This is a genomic window from Coriobacterium glomerans PW2 (genome assembly GCF_000195315.1).
Taxonomy (GTDB): Bacteria; Actinomycetota; Coriobacteriia; order Coriobacteriales; family Coriobacteriaceae; genus Coriobacterium; species Coriobacterium glomerans.
Window position 1 is genome coordinate 954,228 of sequence record NC_015389.1, and the last position, 18,608, is coordinate 972,835.

The following is an 18,608-nucleotide window of genomic DNA, read 5'->3' on the forward strand; positions in this document are numbered from 1 at the left end:
CAATGATCATGTCGTCATTCACGTCGACAGCTCGGCTCAAGGAGGAGTAGGGTACATGGATCACAGCATCTTGTTTTCATCTGCACGCATCGGCTCGGTTCAGATCAAAAACCGCTATGTCATGGCGCCGATGGGTCCGCTCGGACTCTCAGACGCGGGTGGAGGTTGGAGTCAGCGCGGAATAGATTATTACGTCGCGCGTGCAAAGGGCGGCACGGGTCTGATCACGACCGGGGTCACCTTCTCCGACACCGACGTCGAGACTCACGGAGTGGGCAACGTCCCCCTCTCGACCTTCAATCCTCCGCAGTTCATCCGTACGAGTCGCGAGATGTGCGAGCGGGTGCACGCGTATGACGCAAAGATATTCTTGCAGATGTCCGCCGGATTCGGACGTGTGACGATTCCCGGGACCGTGGGAGACGCGCAGGCGGTCGCTCCGAGCGCGATCCCGCATCGCTGGCTTGACACGACCTGCCGGCCTCTGCGCATATCAGAGGTCAGACGGATCGTCGAGTCGTTCGGTCAGGGTGCTCGAAACGCGCAGAAGGCGGGCTTCGACGGCGTCGAGATCCATGCGGTGCACGAGGGCTATCTGCTCGATCAGTTCGCGATCTCCATGTTCAACCGACGCTCGGACGAGTACGGCGGCTCGCTTGAGAACCGTCTGCGCTTCGCGCGCGAGATCCTCGAGGAGATAAAGTCGCGCTGCGGCGCCGATTTCCCCGTCTCGTTGCGATTCAGCTTGAAGAGCATGATCAAGGACTGGCGCGACGGAGCGCTGCCGGAGGAGACCTTCGAAGAGCGCGGACGCGACACCGAGGAGGGCATTCAGGCGGCTCGACTGCTCGAGTCCTTCGGCTACGATGCGCTCAGCTGCGACGTGGGAACCTATGACTCGTGGTGGTGGAACCATCCGCCGATGTATCAGAAAAAGGGCCTTTATCGTGCATTCTGCAAGGTCGTGAAGCAGGCTGTGAGCGTGCCGGTCATATGCGCGGGCCGCATGGACGATCCCGACGTGGCCGCCGCCGCGCTCTCAGAGGGCGACTGCGACATGATCGGACTGGGTCGTCCGCTTCTGGCTGATCCCGAGATCGTGAACAAGATTCGATCGAAAAGATTCGACCAGGTGCGCCCCTGTCTTTCGTGCCAAGAGGGCTGCATGGGCCGCATTCAACATTTTGCGGCATTGAGCTGCGCTGTGAACCCGCAGGCGGGACGCGAGAGCGACATGGCTCTGACGCCGCTTGTGGGCGCGCCGAAGCATGTCATGATAATCGGCGGTGGCGTCGCGGGTTGCGAGGCGGCGCGTGTCCTGGCGCTGCGCGGCCACACTCCGGAGCTGTTCGAGCGCACCGAGCGGCTGGGCGGCAATCTCATTCCCGGTGGCGTCCCCGACTTCAAGGAGGACGACCACGCCCTGGCGGCTTGGTACGTGACCATGTTGGCTCAGCTCGGAGTTCCCGTGCACCTGGGAAGCGAGATCACCTCGGAGATCGCCTCACGCGGTGATTTCGATGCGGTGATCGTAGCGACAGGGTCCGTGCCGAAGGTCTTCTCGCTCGGCGACGATGAGCGCACCTTCACCGCGGCCCAAGTGCTTCTGGGAGAGCGCGATGCGGGCCGACGCGCCGCCGTGATCGGCGGCGGACTCGTCGGCTGCGAGCTGGCGCTGTGGCTCGCCATGAACGGTACGCATGTGACGATCGTCGAGGCCATGTCGAGGATTCTGGCCCTGAACGGGCCGCTGTGCTCCGCGAACAGGGATATGCTCGAGCGGCTCGTGCCCTATAACGGGATCAGCGTCATCACGAGTGCGCAGGCGAAGAGCTACGCGGACGGAATCCTCACGGTGGAGACCTCTGATGGCGCACAGAAGCTGCCCTGCGACAGCGTGATCTTGTCAGTCGGCTATCGCGAGAACAATGCGCTCTACGAAAAGCTGGCATCGAGCGCGCCCGAGATATACCTTCTGGGCGACGCGCGACACGTCTCCAACATCATGTACGCGATCTGGGATGCTTTTGAGATCGCCAACCACATCTGAGGCCGGGCATCTCGCGTCGAGCTGCCCCGGCTCGCGCGAGATGCGCGTTCGTTTCTTGGAGAGCCTGTCTCAGCTGGCGTCGCGAGCGTCGGTGCGCTATGGTGTCTCAGGTGGTTTGACCCGGCGCATCTTTTCGCCGTCGGGCCACGGCTTCGGGGGTCGGAGCGCCGCAACCGGTTCGATTTGATTTCGCGCCGTACGGACTGAAGGGGTTGTCTGCATGCAACAGTACGCGAAAGAACTCATGTCGCCTCAGATCATGGCGGTCATCTACCTGTTCATCGGATTCATCATCGCGATCTATCTGCTTTCGATCGTCTACGTCGTCATTGACGCCCGCCGACGCGGTGTCGAGATGTATTGGCTGTGGGGATTCATCGCCATCGTCCCGTTTGCCGGCATCGTCGCCTATCTCGTGTTGCGGCCGAGCACGTTTCTCGCGGATCGCGAGGAGCAGAGGCTCGACGTCGCTCTCCGCGAGCGGCAGCTCGCCCAGTACGGGTCATGTCCGCAGTGCGGAGCTCCGATCGAAAAGGACTTCATCGTCTGCCCCGTGTGCAACACGCAGGTCAGAAATGTGTGCCCGTCATGCAAGCGGCCGCTGGATGCGAACTGGAAGGTTTGCCCCTACTGCAGGACGCATATCAAATAGGACAGATCCCGTGATTCGCGTCACGACGGTCCGGAAGGGAATCGCATATGCGTGATCAGATTTCGGTGAGGCTCCCGGATGGCTCGCAGCGCGAGCTGCCGGCGGAATCGACGCTCGCCGACCTCGCGGCGTCGATCGGTGCCGGTCTCGCCCGCGCCGCGCTCGCCGGCAAGGTGAACGGCGAGATCGTCGATCTCGCCCGGCCGCTCGCCTGTGGCGACGAGGTCGAGATCCTGACGAATCGAAGCGGTGCCGACGCGCTCGCCGTGCTGCGCCACTCCGCGGCGCACATCCTGGCCGCCGCCATGGCGCACCTGTACGGTGACGTGGTGTTCGGCACGGGTCCCGCGATCGAGGACGGCTTCTACTATGACATGCGGCTGCCCCGCTCGATCAGCCCGGACGATTTTTCGACCATCGAAGCCGAGATGAAAAAGATCGTCGCGGCAGATCTTCCCTTCGTGCGCGAGGAGGTCGGCTATGACGAGGCGCGTCGACTTCTGGCCGATCAGCCCCTGAAGCTCGAACTCATCGCCGAGCACGAGGCGAACGGCGATGCGCTCACGATCTATCGCGTGGGCGATTTCATCGATCTGTGCGCCGGGCCGCATCTGAGCTCGACTGGGATGCTCAAGGCGTTCTCGCTCACGAAGCTCGCCGGCGCCTACTGGCGCGCGAACGCCGACAACGAGATGCTCACCCGTCTGTACGGCACCGCGTTCTTCTCCAAGAGGGATCTCGAGGAGCATCTGTTCCGCCTTGAGGAGGCCGCCAAGCGCGACCACAAGAAGCTCGGCCGAGAGCTGGGCATCTTCACGATGTTCGACGAGGCCGGCCCGGGGCTGCCGCTGTATCTGCCCGCCGGCGCGCGCGTGATCCGCCTCATGGAGACCTGGCTGTCCCGCGAGCTGTATCGTCGCGGCTACCAGGAGGTCATCACCCCGCATATCTACAAGTCCGACGTATGGAAGACCTCGGGTCACTACGGCTACTATCGCGACAACATGTACTTCTTCAACATCAACGAGGGTACCGCGGAGGAGCCGCGCCTCTCGGAGTTCGGTGTGAAGCCCATGAACTGCCCCGGCCATGTGCTCATCTACAAAAACGATCTGCACAGCTACCGTGAGCTGCCCATCCGCTATTTCGAGTTCGGCACCGTCTACCGGCACGAGCTGTCAGGAGCTGTGAACGGGCTGTTCCGGGCGCGCGGCTTCACACAGGATGATGCGCACGTGTTCTGCCGCGAGGATCAGGTGATCGACGAGATCGACTCGATCATGGACACGGTCGATTTCATCATGGGCACCTTCGAGCTGCCTTATACCTGTGAGATCTCGACGAGGCCGGACAAGAGCATCGGTGGCGACGACATGTGGGAGAAGGCGGAGCGCTTCTTGGCGGAGGCGCTCGACCGACGCGGTATACCCTTTGAGATCAACGCCGGCGACGGTGCGTTCTACGGTCCCAAGATCGACGTGAAGGTCAAAGACTCGCTCGGGCGAACCTGGCAGTGCTCGACCATCCAGGTGGACTTCAACCTGCCTGAGCGCTTCGATCTGAGCTACCGCACGGCCGACAACGACGAGCTGCGCCCATGGATGCTTCATCGGGCCATCTTCGGTTCGATCGATCGGTTTCTGGGCATCGTCATCGAGCACACGGCGGGTAATTTTCCGCTGTGGCTGGCTCCGGTGCAGTGCGCCATCATCCCGATCGCCGATCGTCATCTCGACTACGCCTGCGAGATCAAGCGACTCATCGAGGCGGCCGGCGGGCGCGCCGAGGTCGCCGAGCACAACGAGCCGATGCGTGCCAAGATCGCCCGCGCGGAGGCTAAAAAGGTACCCTATATGCTCGTTGTCGGGGACAAGGAGGCGGCCGCTCGCACGGTGTCGGTTCGCGAACACAGCGAGGGCGATCGGGGATCCATGCCGATCGACGAGTTTCTGAGCATCATCGAGGCCGCTCGCGTGTGATGTCCGCTCACAGCGATCGGCTCGACCCCGCATTCATTGAGTCCTTCTCCGCCGACGATGCGCTTCTGCTCGCTTCGGACAGCGTCTGCCGGGCTCTTGCGTCATCCTCGATCATCCGGCCTCAAGACATGTTGATCTGCAACCGGGATATCGCAGAGCAGATCGAACCCGATGCGCGCGCCGGTGCCCTACTCCGGGTCGCCGATGATATCGAAGCGGCATCGTTCGCGGCTGCCTCGGAGCCCTTCTTCTGTTCCGACGATGGCGTCGCCGCCGAGCGGTGCCTCATCTGGCTCGTTTCCTCGATCGCGCCGACGGGCGCGCGCGTAGCCGACATCGGCGCGCTGGCTGATGCCGCTGCACAGGCGAAAGCGGTGCTGATCGTGGACAACTCGATCGCGACGCATTTTTGCTGCACCCCCCTTCTGCTCGGCGCGGATGCGGTCGCAGAGCCTCTCGTTGTATCCGTCATCGAGCCTGAATGCCCATCAGATTCCGTGTCGCTGTCGTTTGTGGCCCTCGCATGGCGCGAGGCGCGCAGGCGGGGCGGGAAACATGCGTGCGGCCGCGCGCGCGGATCTCGGATGCGACTCGCCAGACGGGTGTTTGCCGCGGATATCGATGAGGTTGAGCTGTCCGCCGAGTTGGTCTGCGCAGCCGAGCGCGCTGTACGGGCGCAGGCGCTTTGCGCTCAGAAGAGAAACGATCACGCCCGCGCGATAGCGGAATATCTGAGCTGCCACCCGCGCGTCGAAGCCGTGCGCTATCCGGGCTTCGAGGCGCACGTGGATCATGAGCGGGCGTCTCGCGTGCTCAGACACGGTTTTGGTCCGATCATCGAGATCGATCTGGACGGCATCGAGTCAGCGACATCCATTGCAAAAGCCCTTGATCATAGATCCGGGACATCCGCCTCATCCCTGATGGTTTCCCCTTCGACTCCGGATCAGCACGACCCCGCTCGGATCACGCGAGCGCGCGTCTTTTCGGCCGCGTCCTCTGTTCGCGCTGATCGCGAAAGGGGAGGGGGTCGCCGGGTCATCTTATCCGTCGGCACCGACGACCCTTTGGTCGTCTTGAACCTGATCGAGCACGCGCTCGCATCGTGATATCGGAGAACATGAGGCGGGCGTCGGTGCGGACGTGTGGGGCGCGACAAAGCGCTAGAATGGTTTTCGGCAGATCAGGAAGGCGGGACACTACATGAGCAGAGCCGATGGGATCTTCGTCAGAATGTGCGAGGACATCCTCGAGAACGGAACCAGCACGCAAGGTGAGCGGGTCCGTCCCCGATGGGCTGATGGCGCGTCGGCCTACACCCTCAAGAGCTTCGGCGTCACCGCCCGCTACGATCTGCGTGAGGAGTTCCCAGCTCTCACGCTGCGCAGAACCGCTCTCAAAAGCGCGATGGACGAGGTGCTCTGGATCTATCAGCGCAAATCCAACAACGTTCACGATCTCAACAGTCATATCTGGGACAGGTGGGCAGATGAGTCCGGTTCGATCGGCAAGGCCTACGGATACCAGATCGCCCAGCTCAGTCGCTATCCGGAAGGCGAGTTCGACCAGATGGACCGCGTGCTCTACGATCTTTCGCACACGCCCTACTCCAGGCGCATCATGACGAGCACCTACACGTTCGCCGATCTATCGGACATGCACCTCTATCCATGCGCCTACAGCTGCACCTACAACGTTACCCGGTGCCCCGGCGATGACGCTTTGACGCTCAACATGGTTCTCATGCAGCGCAGCCAGGATGTGCTCGCGGCCAACAACTGGAACGTGTGCCAGTATGCGCTTTTGCTCATGATGGTAGCTCAGGTGTCCGGCATGATCCCCGGCGAGCTTCTGCACGTGATCGCCGATGCGCATATCTACGATCGACATGTCGAAATCGTTCGCGAGCTCATCGGGCGTCCGCGCCACCCCGCGCCCAAGGTTGCGCTCAACCCCGACGTCACCGATTTTTACGCATTCACGACCGATGATCTGCTCGTTTGCGACTACGTTCACGGGCCGCAGATCAAAGACATCCCGATTGCCGTGTAGGGCGTATGGTACAAGGAGCGCATGTGAGAGAAACCGAGAGCGTCACATCGATCGGTACGGGCCGATCGCTTGGATCGCGGGCGTCGCAGCCGACGTCTTCCACCCTGCCCAACCTGTTCGCCATCGTATCGGTCTGTCGGGATTGGGGTATCGGATGCGCGGGCGACATGGTCGTGCGCAACCGCGTCGATATGCGCCACTTCGTCTCCTTGACGCGCGGCCATGCCGTCATCATGGGTCGCAAGACGCTGGAAAGCCTGCCCGGTGGCGCCCCCCTCAGGGATCGTCGCAACATCGTGCTCACGCACGATGAGACCTTCGCGCGCGAAGGCGTGACGACCGTCTGCACGGCCGCGGCAGCGATCGGAGCCATCGCAGAGGAAGACGAGGCATGGCTCATCGGTGGCGCAGCGGTCTATCGATTGCTGCTTCCCTTCTGCAGTCGGGCTTTCGTTACGAAGCACGATTGCGTGCGGACCTGCGACGCCTACTTCCCGGATCTGGATGTCGATCCCGCCTGGAGCCTGGAGTGCGCCGGGACCCGCGCGGTGCTCGCGTCCGGCGAGGGGGACGAGGGTCTCGGGTACTCGTTCGACGTCTACGTGAGGAGTTCCCTGTGAAAACCGTCATCCTGTATCGCTCAAGGCACCATGGCAACACCTTGCGACTCGTGGACGCGATCTTGGCGGCCCATCCCGAGGTCGATGCGATCGACGTCGGCGCACTCAGCAAAGACGCGCGCCCCGACATCGACCGCTACCATCTTGTGGGCGTCGCCTCGGGCATATACTACTCGTCCATGGACAAGCGGCTCATGCGCGCGGTCGAGGCGGCGCTGCGTCCCGGCGACAAGGTGTTCGGGCTCATGACCTATGGTGGCCGAAACAATTGGTATGGCAGGGACCTGGATGGTGTCTGCAGAATGAAGCATGCGACGTATCTGGGCGCCTACGGCGCCCTGGGCTATGACACATGGGGGCCGTTTCGTCTTTTCGGCGGCCTGCACAAGGGACACCCCTCGGAGCAGGAGATCGCAGATGCCGTCGCGTTCTACGACAAGATCCTCGACGAGTACGGTGACATCATCGATGAGCAATACGCTCAGCGCGCTCGTCGACTCTCGGCCGAGGCCGCCAATCCGCGTGGCGGCGTGGTCGCGCTCATCAAGCGCACCATCAGCAGCATCGCGGGACATTTCTCGTGAGATGCCAGCTCGTACGTATTCGCGAGCTGGCAGATGAGCGCCTCGACGCCTATGCGCGACTCACCGAGCGAGAGCTGCGATCGGTTCTCGAGCCCGAGAAGGGCCTGTTTATCGCTGAGAGCGCCAAGGTGATCGAGCGCGCGCTCGAGGCGGGCATGGAGCCGATCAGCTTTCTTGTGGCCGAGGACCGTCTCGAGTCGCTCGAACCGATTCTCGCGCTTGTCGACGCAGCCGAACCGATACCCATATTCGTCGCAGCTCAGGAACTTTTGGTATCGCTCACCGGCTTCGCGCTCACGCGAGGCGCGCTTGCCGCCATGCGCCGTCCGCCTCTGCCGGACCCCGTCGAGATGCTCGCGGGATGCCGTCGCGTCTGCGTTCTCGATGGCCTCGTCGATCACACGAATGTGGGTGCGGCGTTTCGCAGCGCGGCGGCACTCAACGTCGATGCGGTGCTCGTCAGCCCCACGTGCTGCGATCCTCTGTACCGTCGAGCGGTTCGCGTGTCCATGGGCACGGTGTTTCAGGTGCCTTGGACGAGATTGGGAGCAGATCGCGCGAGCTGGCCTCAAGACGGCATGGCGACGCTGCGCGCCGCCGGCTTCACGTGCGCCGCGCTCGCGCTGGCCGACGAATCGATCTCTCTGGACGACCCGATTCTCACAGCAATCGATCGATTGGCGCTGTTCTTCGGAACCGAGGGCCGCGGTCTCAGCGATCGGGTCATCGAGGCGTGCGACATGATCGTTCGCATACCGATGGCGGGCGGTGTGGACTCGCTGAACGTGGCCGCCGCCTCTGCTGTCGTCTTCTGGCAGCTCTGCCCTCACGCTACCAACAGATATAGATATCGTCCCAGCCGCTTTGCATGATCGTTCGCCCGCCGCGCAGACGGCATCGCGTCGGGGACTGGGCGCGCGATGCGAGACCGATGCCGCCCTCGTCTAGGCCTTGGCGTCTCCGGTGCAGATCTGCACCTTTCCGATATCGAGTTTTGACACCTTTTCTTCCTTTTTGCTCGTTGGCCCTGTCTATGTGCGTTTCGCTCGGGTATCGTTATACCATCTTGATTCTCTTGAAACGGAGCTCTCTTCATGGAGATGGATGATCGCAAACGCAAGCGCACCCTGCTGATGTATATCCTGCTCATCTGCGCAGTTTATCTTATTGTGAACGTGTTCGTACTGCCCAGAGTCAAGCAGCAGCAGATCAAGGATACGGATTACTCTCAATTCGTGGACGATCTCAACAAGAAGAATATCGACTCGGTGGAGTATCACACGGATTCCTATGAGATCCTCTACAAGAAAAAAGGGGAGGACGACAGCATCGCCTACCGGACGACGGGTGTTCCCAACGATGCGGCGTTCACCGATCGGGTGCTCAAAGCCGGCGCCTCGCTCAAGTCGACCTACAACGACGGCAGTTCCAACGCGATATTCTCTCTGCTGCTGACGATGATTCTCCCGATCGGATTTTTCGCACTCGCAGGTTGGCTGCTCAACCGCCGTATGAAGAAGTCGATGGGCGACGACGGACCCTCTATGAACTTCGGTGGTGGTTTCGGTATGGGCGGCGGCTTGGGCAAGTCCGGGGCGAGGATCATCGGCTCCAAGGAGGTCGGTATCACATTCAAGGATGTGGCGGGCCAGGAGGAGGCGAAGGAGGCCCTCAAAGAGGTCGTGGACTTTCTTGAGAATCCCAAGCGCTATGAGGAGATAGGTGCCAAGCTTCCGCGGGGCGCGCTGCTCGTCGGCCCCCCGGGAACCGGCAAGACCCTGATGGCGAAGGCGGTCGCCGGCGAGGCAGGCGTGCCGTTCTTCTCGATCTCGGGCTCCGAGTTCGTCGAGATGTTCGTCGGGCGCGGCGCGGCGAAGGTGCGCGATCTGTTCAAACAGGCCAACGAGAAGGCCCCGTGCATCGTCTTCATCGATGAGATCGATACGATCGGCAAACGCCGGGACGGCGGTGGCATCTCGGGCAACGATGAGCGCGAGCAGACTCTGAATCAGCTGCTGACTGAGATGGACGGATTCGACAACCACAAGGGAATCGTGGTCATCGCGGCGACGAATCGTCCCGATACACTCGATCCGGCGCTGCTCCGGCCGGGTCGTTTCGACCGTCGGATCCCGGTCGAGCTGCCCGATCTCGCGGGCAGAAACGCGATTCTCAAGCTTCACTCGAAGGATGTCAAGACGGAGGAGCCCATCGATCTGAATGCGGTCGCGCGGGCCACCCCTGGAGCTTCGGGGGCCGATCTGGCAAATATCATCAATGAGGGGGCCCTGCGGGCCGTGCGCATGGGGCGCAAGCGCGCCACCCAAGATGATTTCGAGGAATCGGTCGAGGTCGTCATCGCGGGCATGGAGCGCAAATCGACCGTCCTCTCCGACCATGAGAAACAGGTGGTGTCCTATCACGAGATCGGGCACGCGATCGTCGCCGCGAGCCAGAAGGGTGCAGCACCTGTCACCAAGATCACGATCGTGCCGCGCACGTCGGGAGCTCTGGGCTATACGATGCAGGTTGAAGATGATGAGAAGTTCTTGACCACGCGTCAGGAGGTGCTCGACAAGCTGACGGTCTACTGCGGCGGCCGGGCTGCCGAGGAGCTCATCTTCGATGAGATGACCACAGGTGCCGCCAATGACATCGAGCAGGCGACGAAGCTTGCGCGCAACATGATCACGCGCTTCGGGATGTCCAAGGAGTTCGGCATGATGGCTCTGGGTACGGTGCAGAACGCCTATCTCAATCAGGACACGTCGCTCACCTGCGCGCCGGGCACCGCAGAACGCGTCGACGAAGCAGTGCAGAAGCTTCTTGAGGCGGCGCATCAGCGTTCGCTGCAGCTGCTGAGGGAGAACAAGTTCAAGCTTCACGAGCTGGCGCGCTACCTTTACAAGAAGGAGTCCATCACCGGCGAGGAGTTCATGAACCTGCTCAGCCGCGAAAACCCGTTGATCCCGAAGCCGAAGACCGGCAGCGCGGCCGAATCGGACGGCGCCGCCGCTGAATCCGAGAGCGCTTCGCAGACCCGGGCCTGATGCGATAGACAGCTTGAGGCCCCAACGCGCTGAGAAATCGCGTGTGGTGCGAGTTTGCCATCGGTGATTCTCGCGATCAGAAACCGACAAGGAATCGGTAAGCCCGCGCGGCATAAGTTCTCTTTGGTCGCCTCCTCCAGAAGCAATCATGCGATGATGCTGGCCAAGGGGGTGGAACCATGGCACAGCTTTCGCGCGCAGGCGCTGCGGACAAGGCGGCTCGATTACAAAAACGGTTTGGACGTCGGCCCCTGATCGCCGCGGCGATCGCGATTCTTGTCATCGTCGCCGTGATCGTAGGCGCGATGCAGGCGAATGGTCGGGCCGTCTCGATCGAGCGGGATGTCCGGTCGGACACCGGCTCGACCGCTCGGGGGTCGCGCGGTCGAGATGAGAGCGGATCGGGCAAACGGGATCGAAATGGCCGCGCTGCGGGCTCCAAAGACAGCGATGATCAGCAGACCGAGACACAGCAGCTTGTTGTCGACGTCTCGGGTGCCGTCATGGCGCCCGCCGTCGTTCAGCTCGTTTCCGGTGCCCGCGTCGCCGATGCCATCGCCGCAGCCGGTGGCCTTTCCTCAGACGCTGATGTCTCGGCGCTCAACCGAGCCGCCAAGGTCTCAGACGGAGACAAGATCTATGTCCCCCGGCAGGGCGAGCAGGGAGCACCCGCTGCCCCCGCTGGCCAAAAGGCCGGATCGAATTCCGGCGGCAGGGCGGCATCGGGTGCGAGCTCATTGGTGAACATCAACACCGCCACCGCAGAGGAGCTCGATGCGCTTCCCGGCGTGGGACCTTCGACGGCGCAGGCGATCATTGACGATCGCACTCAGAACGGCCCGTTTTCCGGCATAGAGGATCTGATGCGGGTGAGCGGGATCGGCGAGAAGAAGTTCGAGAAACTGAAAAGCAAGATCTGCGCATGAGGCGCAAGGCAAACCCGGAGCTGCCTCCTCGACCATATATTCCACCTGCGACGGCTGCCGCCGCGGCTTCGATCGCGACGGCTGCTTGCATATTCGAGATCGGTTGGCGTTTTGCTCTCTCGGGTGCGGTCTCGCTGATGCCGATTTGGGTTCCCGTCATCTTCGGCCTCGCTTCCGGGGGTATGGCGCTCACCGGGTGGCGGCTGCGTCGGCACCGAGGTGCCGCGCGCGCCCTGGGTTGCTGGCTTCTGTGGGCAGCTGCGGGCATCGTGCTCGCGTGCATGGCGAGCTGCTGGGCCCTCCAAGCGCGCGCGACCGCGATGCAGGCGTTTTTTTCAGCGCCCGTGAGCGGCTATCGCTTTGTCACACGAGGCGATCCGACGCTCACGGATCTGGGCGCTCAGATCAGCGCGGACGCATTTGACTCCGATGGAGTCAAAGTCGCTCGCGTGCGCCTGAGCACCGGCAAGACATATGAGCGCGGCTGCAGCCTCGCGCTCATCGGTCGCGCCAAGCGGCTCGACGATACCGACTGGTCGCGCAGCCGCTTCATGCGAGGCGAGATCGCTGTCGTTCAGAGCGTTCGCGTGACACACCAGAGCAAAGCGAGCTCATTCGATCCGCTCGGCGCCGCTCGCGCATCCATGCTCTCCGTCATCGGTCCGAGTCGCGATGACGCCGCCGCGCTCACCGCCGCGGTCGTGTGCGGCAGATCGTGCGAGTTCAACCGGACGTCCTCCGCCGATTTATTCAGCAGGACGGGCGCGGTCCATCTCATCGCGATATCCGGAAGCCACATCGCTGTTCTCTCGGCTCTTCTGGGATCGCTGCTTCTTCGGATGCCCCTCTCGCCCCGCGGTCGCACCATCTGTCTGCTGCTGGTGATGGGCGTCTATGTGTTGTTTACGGGCTGTTCCCCCTCAGCTGTGCGCTCGTGCTCCATGGCGGCTCTGGGCATGGCGGCGCGCCTCGGCTCGCGTCGCGCGCACGCGCTGTCCGGGCTCATGCTGGTCACGGCGGCGCTTGTCATCATGACTCCGGGCATCGTCTATGAACTGGGGTTTCAGCTTTCAGTTGCAAGCGTGTTGTTCATCTCGATATTCGGGCGCTACATCACATGCATCCTGTGCCGCTGCGGGCTCCCCCCACTCATAGCCGAGGCTCTCGCCATCACGATCTGCGCGCAGTGGGCGACCCTGCCTCTCGCCGTTCCCGCGTTCGGTCAGATCTCCCTGATCGCTCCTCTTGCCAGCCTCGTGCTCGCTCCGGTGATGGGCGCGCTGCTCGTATGCGGCCTTGTCGCGGCTCCGCTCGGGGCGCTGGTCCCCGTGCTCGCTCCCGTGGTCTTCGTGCCGCAGGCGCTGGCGCGCGTCTCTATCTTTGCGGCCCAGCTCCTGGCAGCCGTGCCGTTCTCCTCGGTGTATGCGACCATGCCTCCGCTGATGGCGGCCGCATCCTGCTTTTTGGCGTGCGCGCTCCTCGCCTGGTGGAAAGATGTGAGACGATGGCAGCTGCTCGCGGTCGTCGGGCTAATCGCCGTTCTGTGCGCGGGCCATGTGCTCTTCTGGACTCGCGCCGCGCCCGCGTGCGTGACCGTGCTCGACGTCGGTCAGGGAGATTCCATACTGATTCGAGATGGGTCCGCGGCGATGCTCGTCGACGCCGGCGTGGATGATGCCGTCTGCTCGGCGCTCGTGCGCAACAATGTCTATCGGCTCGATGCCGTTCTCATCACGCATTGGGATCTGGACCATTGCGGAGGGGTGCCCTACATCGTCTCCATGATGCCCGTCGATCGCCTCTTCGTCGCTCGAGGAGCATCGGGCAACGTGCCCCCCGAGCTCGCTTCGGCGGATCTGCCGCCCATCGTCGAGGTCTCGGCAGGCGATCGGCTGAGAATCGGCGCGTTCAACGGCGAGATCGTATGGCCGCGAGAGCCGGTGGGGGGCCTTGAGAACGGTGACTCGCTTGTCGTCGATATGCGCTACGAGCGCGACGGCCGCCGTCTCTCCGTGCTTCTCACCGGGGATTCCGAGTTGGAACAGGAGCGACGCTACGCCGCCGGCGTCGGTTCAGTGGACGTGTTGAAACTCGGGCATCACGGTTCCGCCGTCTCCGTCGACGACGATCTGCTTCGGACGCTGTCGCCGGCGGTGGCGATCGCGAGCGCCGGCAAGAACAATCGATATGGCCATCCGACCGAGAAATGCGTCGAAGCGGTCAAGCACTTCGGGGCCCGATTCCTGTGCACGATAGACGTCGGAGATGTCGCGCTGTTTCCGGACCGGGACGGCGTCCGTCTCAACGTCGAGCACGCCGGCGGAGTACAATAGAGCGCATTCTTCTGACTCGCGATGAACCAGCGAAGGTGGTGTGCGAAAACATGGCTGAGAAGCGCCTGCTTCCGGGTTATCTCATCATCGGTGCCGATGAGGTCAAGCGCGACATCGCAGTCGGTCGGCTGAAGGCCCGCTTGGAGATGGACGGCATGGCCGATTTCAACCTCGATGAACGCGATATGACCAAGGAGCAAGACGTTGACAGCCTGATCTCATCTCTCAACACGTTTCCCATGGACGCCCCGTTTCGCTTGGTGATCTTATACGGCTGCGATAGGCTCGCGAAACCCATGAGCGAGATGCTGGTGGACTACTTCGGCGATCCCGCTCCCACGACGGTCTGTCTCGTGATCGCCACCTCCCTGTCCAGAAGCACGCGCCTGCACAAGGCGGTGTCGGCGCTCGGCGCGCAGGCGCTCATAGACTGCGCGACAAAGAAGCGCTGGGAGCTTCCCGGTCAGGTCCAGAGCATGATGAGGCGTCACGGAAAGACGATGACGAGGCAGGCCGCCGAGGAACTCGTCGGGCGCTCGGGGCTGAGCACGCGGATGCTCGACAACGAGCTCAAGAAGCTCGCGAGGATGACCGAGGCTCCCGAGATCGGAGTCGCTGATGTCGAGCGTCTCGTCATGCGGACCGCGGAGGTGCAGCCATGGGATCTGCTCGACGCGCTGAGCGCTCGCGATATCGCGCGCTCGATCGAGCTGTACCAGCTGATGCCCTCGAACAGCGACATCAGGCTCTATGCTCTCATAGCCGGTCGCTTGCGCGAGCTCATCTGCGCCAAGGCGCTCGATGCCCGCGGGCATCCACGCGATCTCGCGCGTGAGCTCGGCGTTCAGGCCTGGCAGGTGAAAAACCATATTCGCTGGTCTCGAGGGTTCGCGATGATCGAGCTGCTGGACGCCTTGCGCGCGGCTGTGCGCGTCGAGCTCGCACTCAAGGGCTCGCGCGATTCGCGAACGGCGCTGCTGCGCTGGATCGCGCAGATCGCGGGGGAGGCCGCCTCTTCCTAGGAGCTTTGCGCCCGGGAAGGATGCCTGAGCCGCGCATGTGCGCATCCTATGGGGGCACATTCACGATTTGCAACGATTTCGGCGATTTTCGTCTCCGATGAACGAGACGCGTGGTATACTTCCCGCTTGTGACATCAACCATATCTCGCAGACCGGCCAGCCGGTTCACACGACGGAATTCGAAAGGAACTCAGCACGTGGCGAACATCAAGTCTCAGAAGAAGCGTATCCGCACCAACGAGCGCGCTCGCATGCGCAACCGCTCGGTGCGCTCCGAATTGAAGACCCTCATCAAGCATGTCCACATGGCAGTGGAGGAGCAGGACAGCGAGGCTGCGAAGACCGCTGCAACCGTTGCCTACAAGCGCCTCGATATGGCAGCCGCCAAGGGGATCATCCACAAGAACCAAGCTGCCAACCGCAAGTCGGGCGTTCAGCGTCTTGTCAACACCATCCGATAGCGCCATCTCGGCAAACGCACGATATCGAGGCTCCGCTCCGGCGGGGCCTTTTCATTTGGTAGAATGTCCTACATGAACAAGCCAGACAGCTCATACATCAGAAACTTCTCCATCATCGCGCACATCGATCACGGCAAGTCCACCATCGCGGACCGCATCTTGGAGTGCACGCACACCATCGCTGAACGCGACATGGCCCAGCAGGTGCTCGACTCGATGGACATCGAGCGCGAGCGCGGCATCACCATCAAGAGCAACGCCGTGCGCGTGATGTATGCCGCCGATGACGGACAGACCTATCAATTCAACCTTATTGACACTCCTGGGCACGTGGACTTCGCCTATGAGGTTTCCCGCTCGCTTGCCGCCTGCGAGGGCGCGGTGCTCGTCGTGGACGCCACACAAGGCGTCGAAGCGCAGACGGTCTCCAACGCTCTTCTGGCGATGAACGCCGGACTCTCGATTATTCCCGCCATCAACAAGATCGATCTTCCCTCCGCCGATGTCGCCCGTACGAGATCGGAGATCGAGGAGGGGCTTGCGATACCAGCGGAGGATTCGGTAAGCGTCTCGGGCAAGACCGGAGAGGGCATACACGATCTGCTCGAGCAGATCGTGCGAGCGGTGCCGGCGCCGACCGGTGAGCGGGACGCCCCCCCGAAGGCGCTCATCTTCGACAGCTATTTCGATTCCTACCGCGGCGTCGTCACGCTCGTGCGCATCATGGACGGTGCGTTCTCCGTGCACGATCGCGTGCGCCTCATGGCGAGCGCCGATGTGTTCGAGATCGAGGACCTCGGTGTTCGCCGGCCCAAGGAGACACCGCTCGCGCGCCTCGACGTCGGCGAGGTGGGCTATATCGTGACCGGTCTCAAGGACCCCTCTCGCGTGCGTGTCGGGGACACCTTGACACTGGATCGCAACCCCGCCGAAGTGCCTTGTCCGGGGTATCGCGAGGTGAAGCCGATGGTGTTCACAGGATTGTTCCCCATCGACAACGATCAGTACGAGAACTTGCGTGACGCTCTTGACAGACTGCGTCTGAATGATCCCTCGATCGCATATGCGCCCGAGACGAGCGCCGCGCTCGGTTTCGGGTTCCGCGTGGGGTTTTTGGGCTTGCTCCATCTCGAGGTCGTAAAGGAGCGCCTCGAGCGAGAGTTCGATCTTGATCTGATCGCGACGAGTCCCTCGGTGGATTACCGCGTGCATACCACGAAAGGTGAGGTTCTCGATATCACCAGCCCGCAGGACATGCCCGATGCCGGCCGCATCGCTCATATCGAGGAACCCCGCCTCAAGGTGAAGGTCATCGCGCCACCGGACTTCGTGGGTGCGATCATGGAACTCACCATCGACCATCGCGGCTCGTTCAAGGACATGGTCTACCTTTCTCCCACCACGGTCGAGATGCATTGGGAGATGCCGCTCTCGGAGCTGATCATGGATTATTTCGATCAGCTCAAGAGCCGAACAAAGGGATACGCTTCGCTTGATTACGAGTTCTTCCGCTATGAGCCCTCCGATTTGCTGAAGCTCGACGTTCTGCTCGCCGGCACGCCGGTTGACGCGCTGTCCTTTATCGTGCATCGCGACAAGGCCTATGCAAGAGGAAGGATCCTGTGCGATCGCCTGAAGGAGATCATTCCGCGTCAGCTGTTCGAAGTGCCCATCCAAGCTGCCGCAGGCGGGCGAATCATCGCGCGCTCTACGGTCAGGGCGAGGCGCAAGGACGTGCTCGCAAAGTGCTACGGCGGCGACATCTCCCGGAAGCGCAAGCTGCTCGAGAAGCAGAAGCAGGGGAAGAAGCGCATGAAGGCGATCGGATCGGTCGAGGTCCCGCAGGAGGCGTTCATGGCGATTCTGAAGGTCGATGACTGAGGTGCGCGCGGTGTTTCCCCCATCCGCGCTCGGGGAGGCTCCCTTCCTGCTCGCGCCTATGGCCGGGGTGACCGATGCCGCCTATCGCATCATGTGTCGCCGTCACGGTGCCGTACTCGCCTACAGCGAGATGGTCAGCGTCGCCGGTCTCGCCTTCGCGAGCGCGCGCACCATCGAGCTCGCCGAACCTCATGCGGAGGAGCCCCAGCTCTCGGTTCAGCTCTTCGGTTCCAAGCCGGCGCAGTTTGCTGCCGCCGTCGAGATGATCCAGCAACGGGTGGGCGAACGTCTCTCGCTTGTCGATATCAACATGGCGTGTCCGGTGCGCAAGGTCGTCTCAAAGGGTGAGGGCGCTGCTCTCATGGACAAGCCCGATCTGGCGGCGCGCATCGTGCGCGCCTGCGTCTCCGTGGCGCGCGTGCCCGTGACGGCAAAGATCAGGATCGGCACGCGCTCGGGGACCCGCACGGCTCCCGAGCTCGCTCGACGCTTGGAACAGGAGGGTCTTGCGGCTGTTGCCGTGCACGGACGGACGGCCGCTCAGCTCTACCGCGGTCGCGCCGACTGGTCGATCATAGATGAGGTCGCCTGCGGGGTGACGATCCCGGTCATCGGCTCCGGTGACGTCCTCACCGCCGAGGCCGCGGTCGCGATGCTGCGCGATACCGCTGCGAGCGCGGTCATGATCGCTCGGGGCAGCTATGGTGAGCCCTGGATCTTCGAGGATGCCGCCTCGATCGCGCGCGGGAACGCGCCCCGGCCCCGCTCGCGTCTCAGCCGTCTGGCCGCGCTTCGCGAGCATCTGGCTCTCGCGCGCGATCATGCGCCGCATATGTCGCGCGCTCGGACGTTCTCCGCATGGTATCTCAAGGGCATGCCGAACGCGGCCGCATGGCGGGCCCGGCTCGTGCGCTGCGGGGATTACGATGCGTTCTGCGCGCTGATCGACGAGATCGAGAACGACGTCGTCTCCGAAGCGCGGGAGGAGCCGCGCTGAG

Annotated in this window: 15 protein-coding genes; all 15 read left to right on the top strand. The window is 62.7% G+C overall.

Annotated features, from left to right (window positions below; genetic code table 11):
• Positions 1-55 precede the first annotated feature (55 nt).
• The 15 genes from CORGL_RS04150 to dusB all read left to right on the top strand — a co-directional run bounded on the left by CORGL_RS04150 (position 56) and on the right by dusB (position 18,607).
• Positions 56-2,050, top strand: a complete 1,995-nt coding sequence (locus CORGL_RS04150) for an oxidoreductase (RefSeq protein WP_013708669.1) — start codon at positions 56-58, stop codon at positions 2,048-2,050.
• 220 nt (positions 2,051-2,270) lie between these two features.
• Positions 2,271-2,702 (top strand): zinc ribbon domain-containing protein, encoded by a 432-nt coding sequence (locus tag CORGL_RS04155; protein WP_013708670.1) that lies wholly within the window; start codon positions 2,271-2,273, stop codon positions 2,700-2,702.
• A gap of 47 nt (positions 2,703-2,749) precedes the next feature.
• Positions 2,750-4,681: a threonine--tRNA ligase gene (gene thrS, locus CORGL_RS04160; RefSeq protein ID WP_013708671.1), complete on the top strand. Its 1,932-nt coding sequence runs from the start codon at positions 2,750-2,752 to the stop codon at positions 4,679-4,681.
• Complete coding sequence (locus tag CORGL_RS04165) at positions 4,681-5,790, top strand: PLP-dependent transferase (protein ID WP_013708672.1); 1,110 nt, start codon at positions 4,681-4,683, stop codon at positions 5,788-5,790. Before thrS ends, CORGL_RS04165 begins: the two co-directional genes overlap by 1 nt.
• Before the next feature lie 94 nt (positions 5,791-5,884).
• On the top strand, positions 5,885-6,733 hold the full coding sequence (gene thyA / locus CORGL_RS04170; protein WP_013708673.1) for a thymidylate synthase: 849 nt from the start codon (positions 5,885-5,887) through the stop codon (positions 6,731-6,733).
• 23 nt (positions 6,734-6,756) lie between these two features.
• Positions 6,757-7,353 (top strand): dihydrofolate reductase, encoded by a 597-nt coding sequence (locus CORGL_RS04175; RefSeq protein WP_013708674.1) that lies wholly within the window; start codon positions 6,757-6,759, stop codon positions 7,351-7,353.
• Positions 7,350-7,937, top strand: a complete 588-nt coding sequence (locus CORGL_RS04180; protein WP_013708675.1) for an NADPH-dependent FMN reductase family protein — start codon at positions 7,350-7,352, stop codon at positions 7,935-7,937. The genes CORGL_RS04175 and CORGL_RS04180 overlap by 4 nt, the downstream gene beginning before the upstream one ends.
• Entirely contained in the window at positions 7,934-8,809 is an 876-nt protein-coding gene (locus tag CORGL_RS04185; RefSeq protein WP_013708676.1) for a TrmH family RNA methyltransferase, read from the top strand. The genes CORGL_RS04180 and CORGL_RS04185 overlap by 4 nt, the downstream gene beginning before the upstream one ends.
• A 222-nt stretch (positions 8,810-9,031) precedes the next feature.
• Positions 9,032-10,987, top strand: coding sequence for an ATP-dependent zinc metalloprotease FtsH (gene ftsH, locus CORGL_RS04190; protein WP_013708677.1), 1,956 nt, complete (start codon positions 9,032-9,034; stop codon positions 10,985-10,987).
• A 179-nt stretch (positions 10,988-11,166) separates the two neighbouring features.
• Positions 11,167-11,913, top strand: coding sequence for a ComEA family DNA-binding protein (locus tag CORGL_RS04195; RefSeq protein WP_013708678.1), 747 nt, complete (start codon positions 11,167-11,169; stop codon positions 11,911-11,913).
• Positions 11,910-14,246: a DNA internalization-related competence protein ComEC/Rec2 gene (locus CORGL_RS09370; RefSeq protein ID WP_013708679.1), complete on the top strand. Its 2,337-nt coding sequence runs from the start codon at positions 11,910-11,912 to the stop codon at positions 14,244-14,246. Before CORGL_RS04195 ends, CORGL_RS09370 begins: the two co-directional genes overlap by 4 nt.
• 50 nt (positions 14,247-14,296) lie before the next feature.
• Entirely contained in the window at positions 14,297-15,268 is a 972-nt protein-coding gene (holA, locus tag CORGL_RS04205; RefSeq protein WP_013708680.1) for a DNA polymerase III subunit delta, read from the top strand.
• A gap of 197 nt (positions 15,269-15,465) precedes the next feature.
• Positions 15,466-15,729, top strand: coding sequence for a 30S ribosomal protein S20 (gene rpsT, locus CORGL_RS04210; protein WP_013708681.1), 264 nt, complete (start codon positions 15,466-15,468; stop codon positions 15,727-15,729).
• Positions 15,730-15,801: 72 nt separating this feature from the next.
• A complete protein-coding gene (gene lepA, locus CORGL_RS04215) occupies positions 15,802-17,610 on the top strand; it encodes a translation elongation factor 4 (RefSeq protein ID WP_013708682.1) in 1,809 nt (602 codons plus the stop codon).
• Entirely contained in the window at positions 17,603-18,607 is a 1,005-nt protein-coding gene (dusB, locus tag CORGL_RS04220) for a tRNA dihydrouridine synthase DusB (protein WP_049777681.1), read from the top strand. The genes lepA and dusB overlap by 8 nt, the downstream gene beginning before the upstream one ends.
• Position 18,608: the final 1 nt, after the last annotated feature.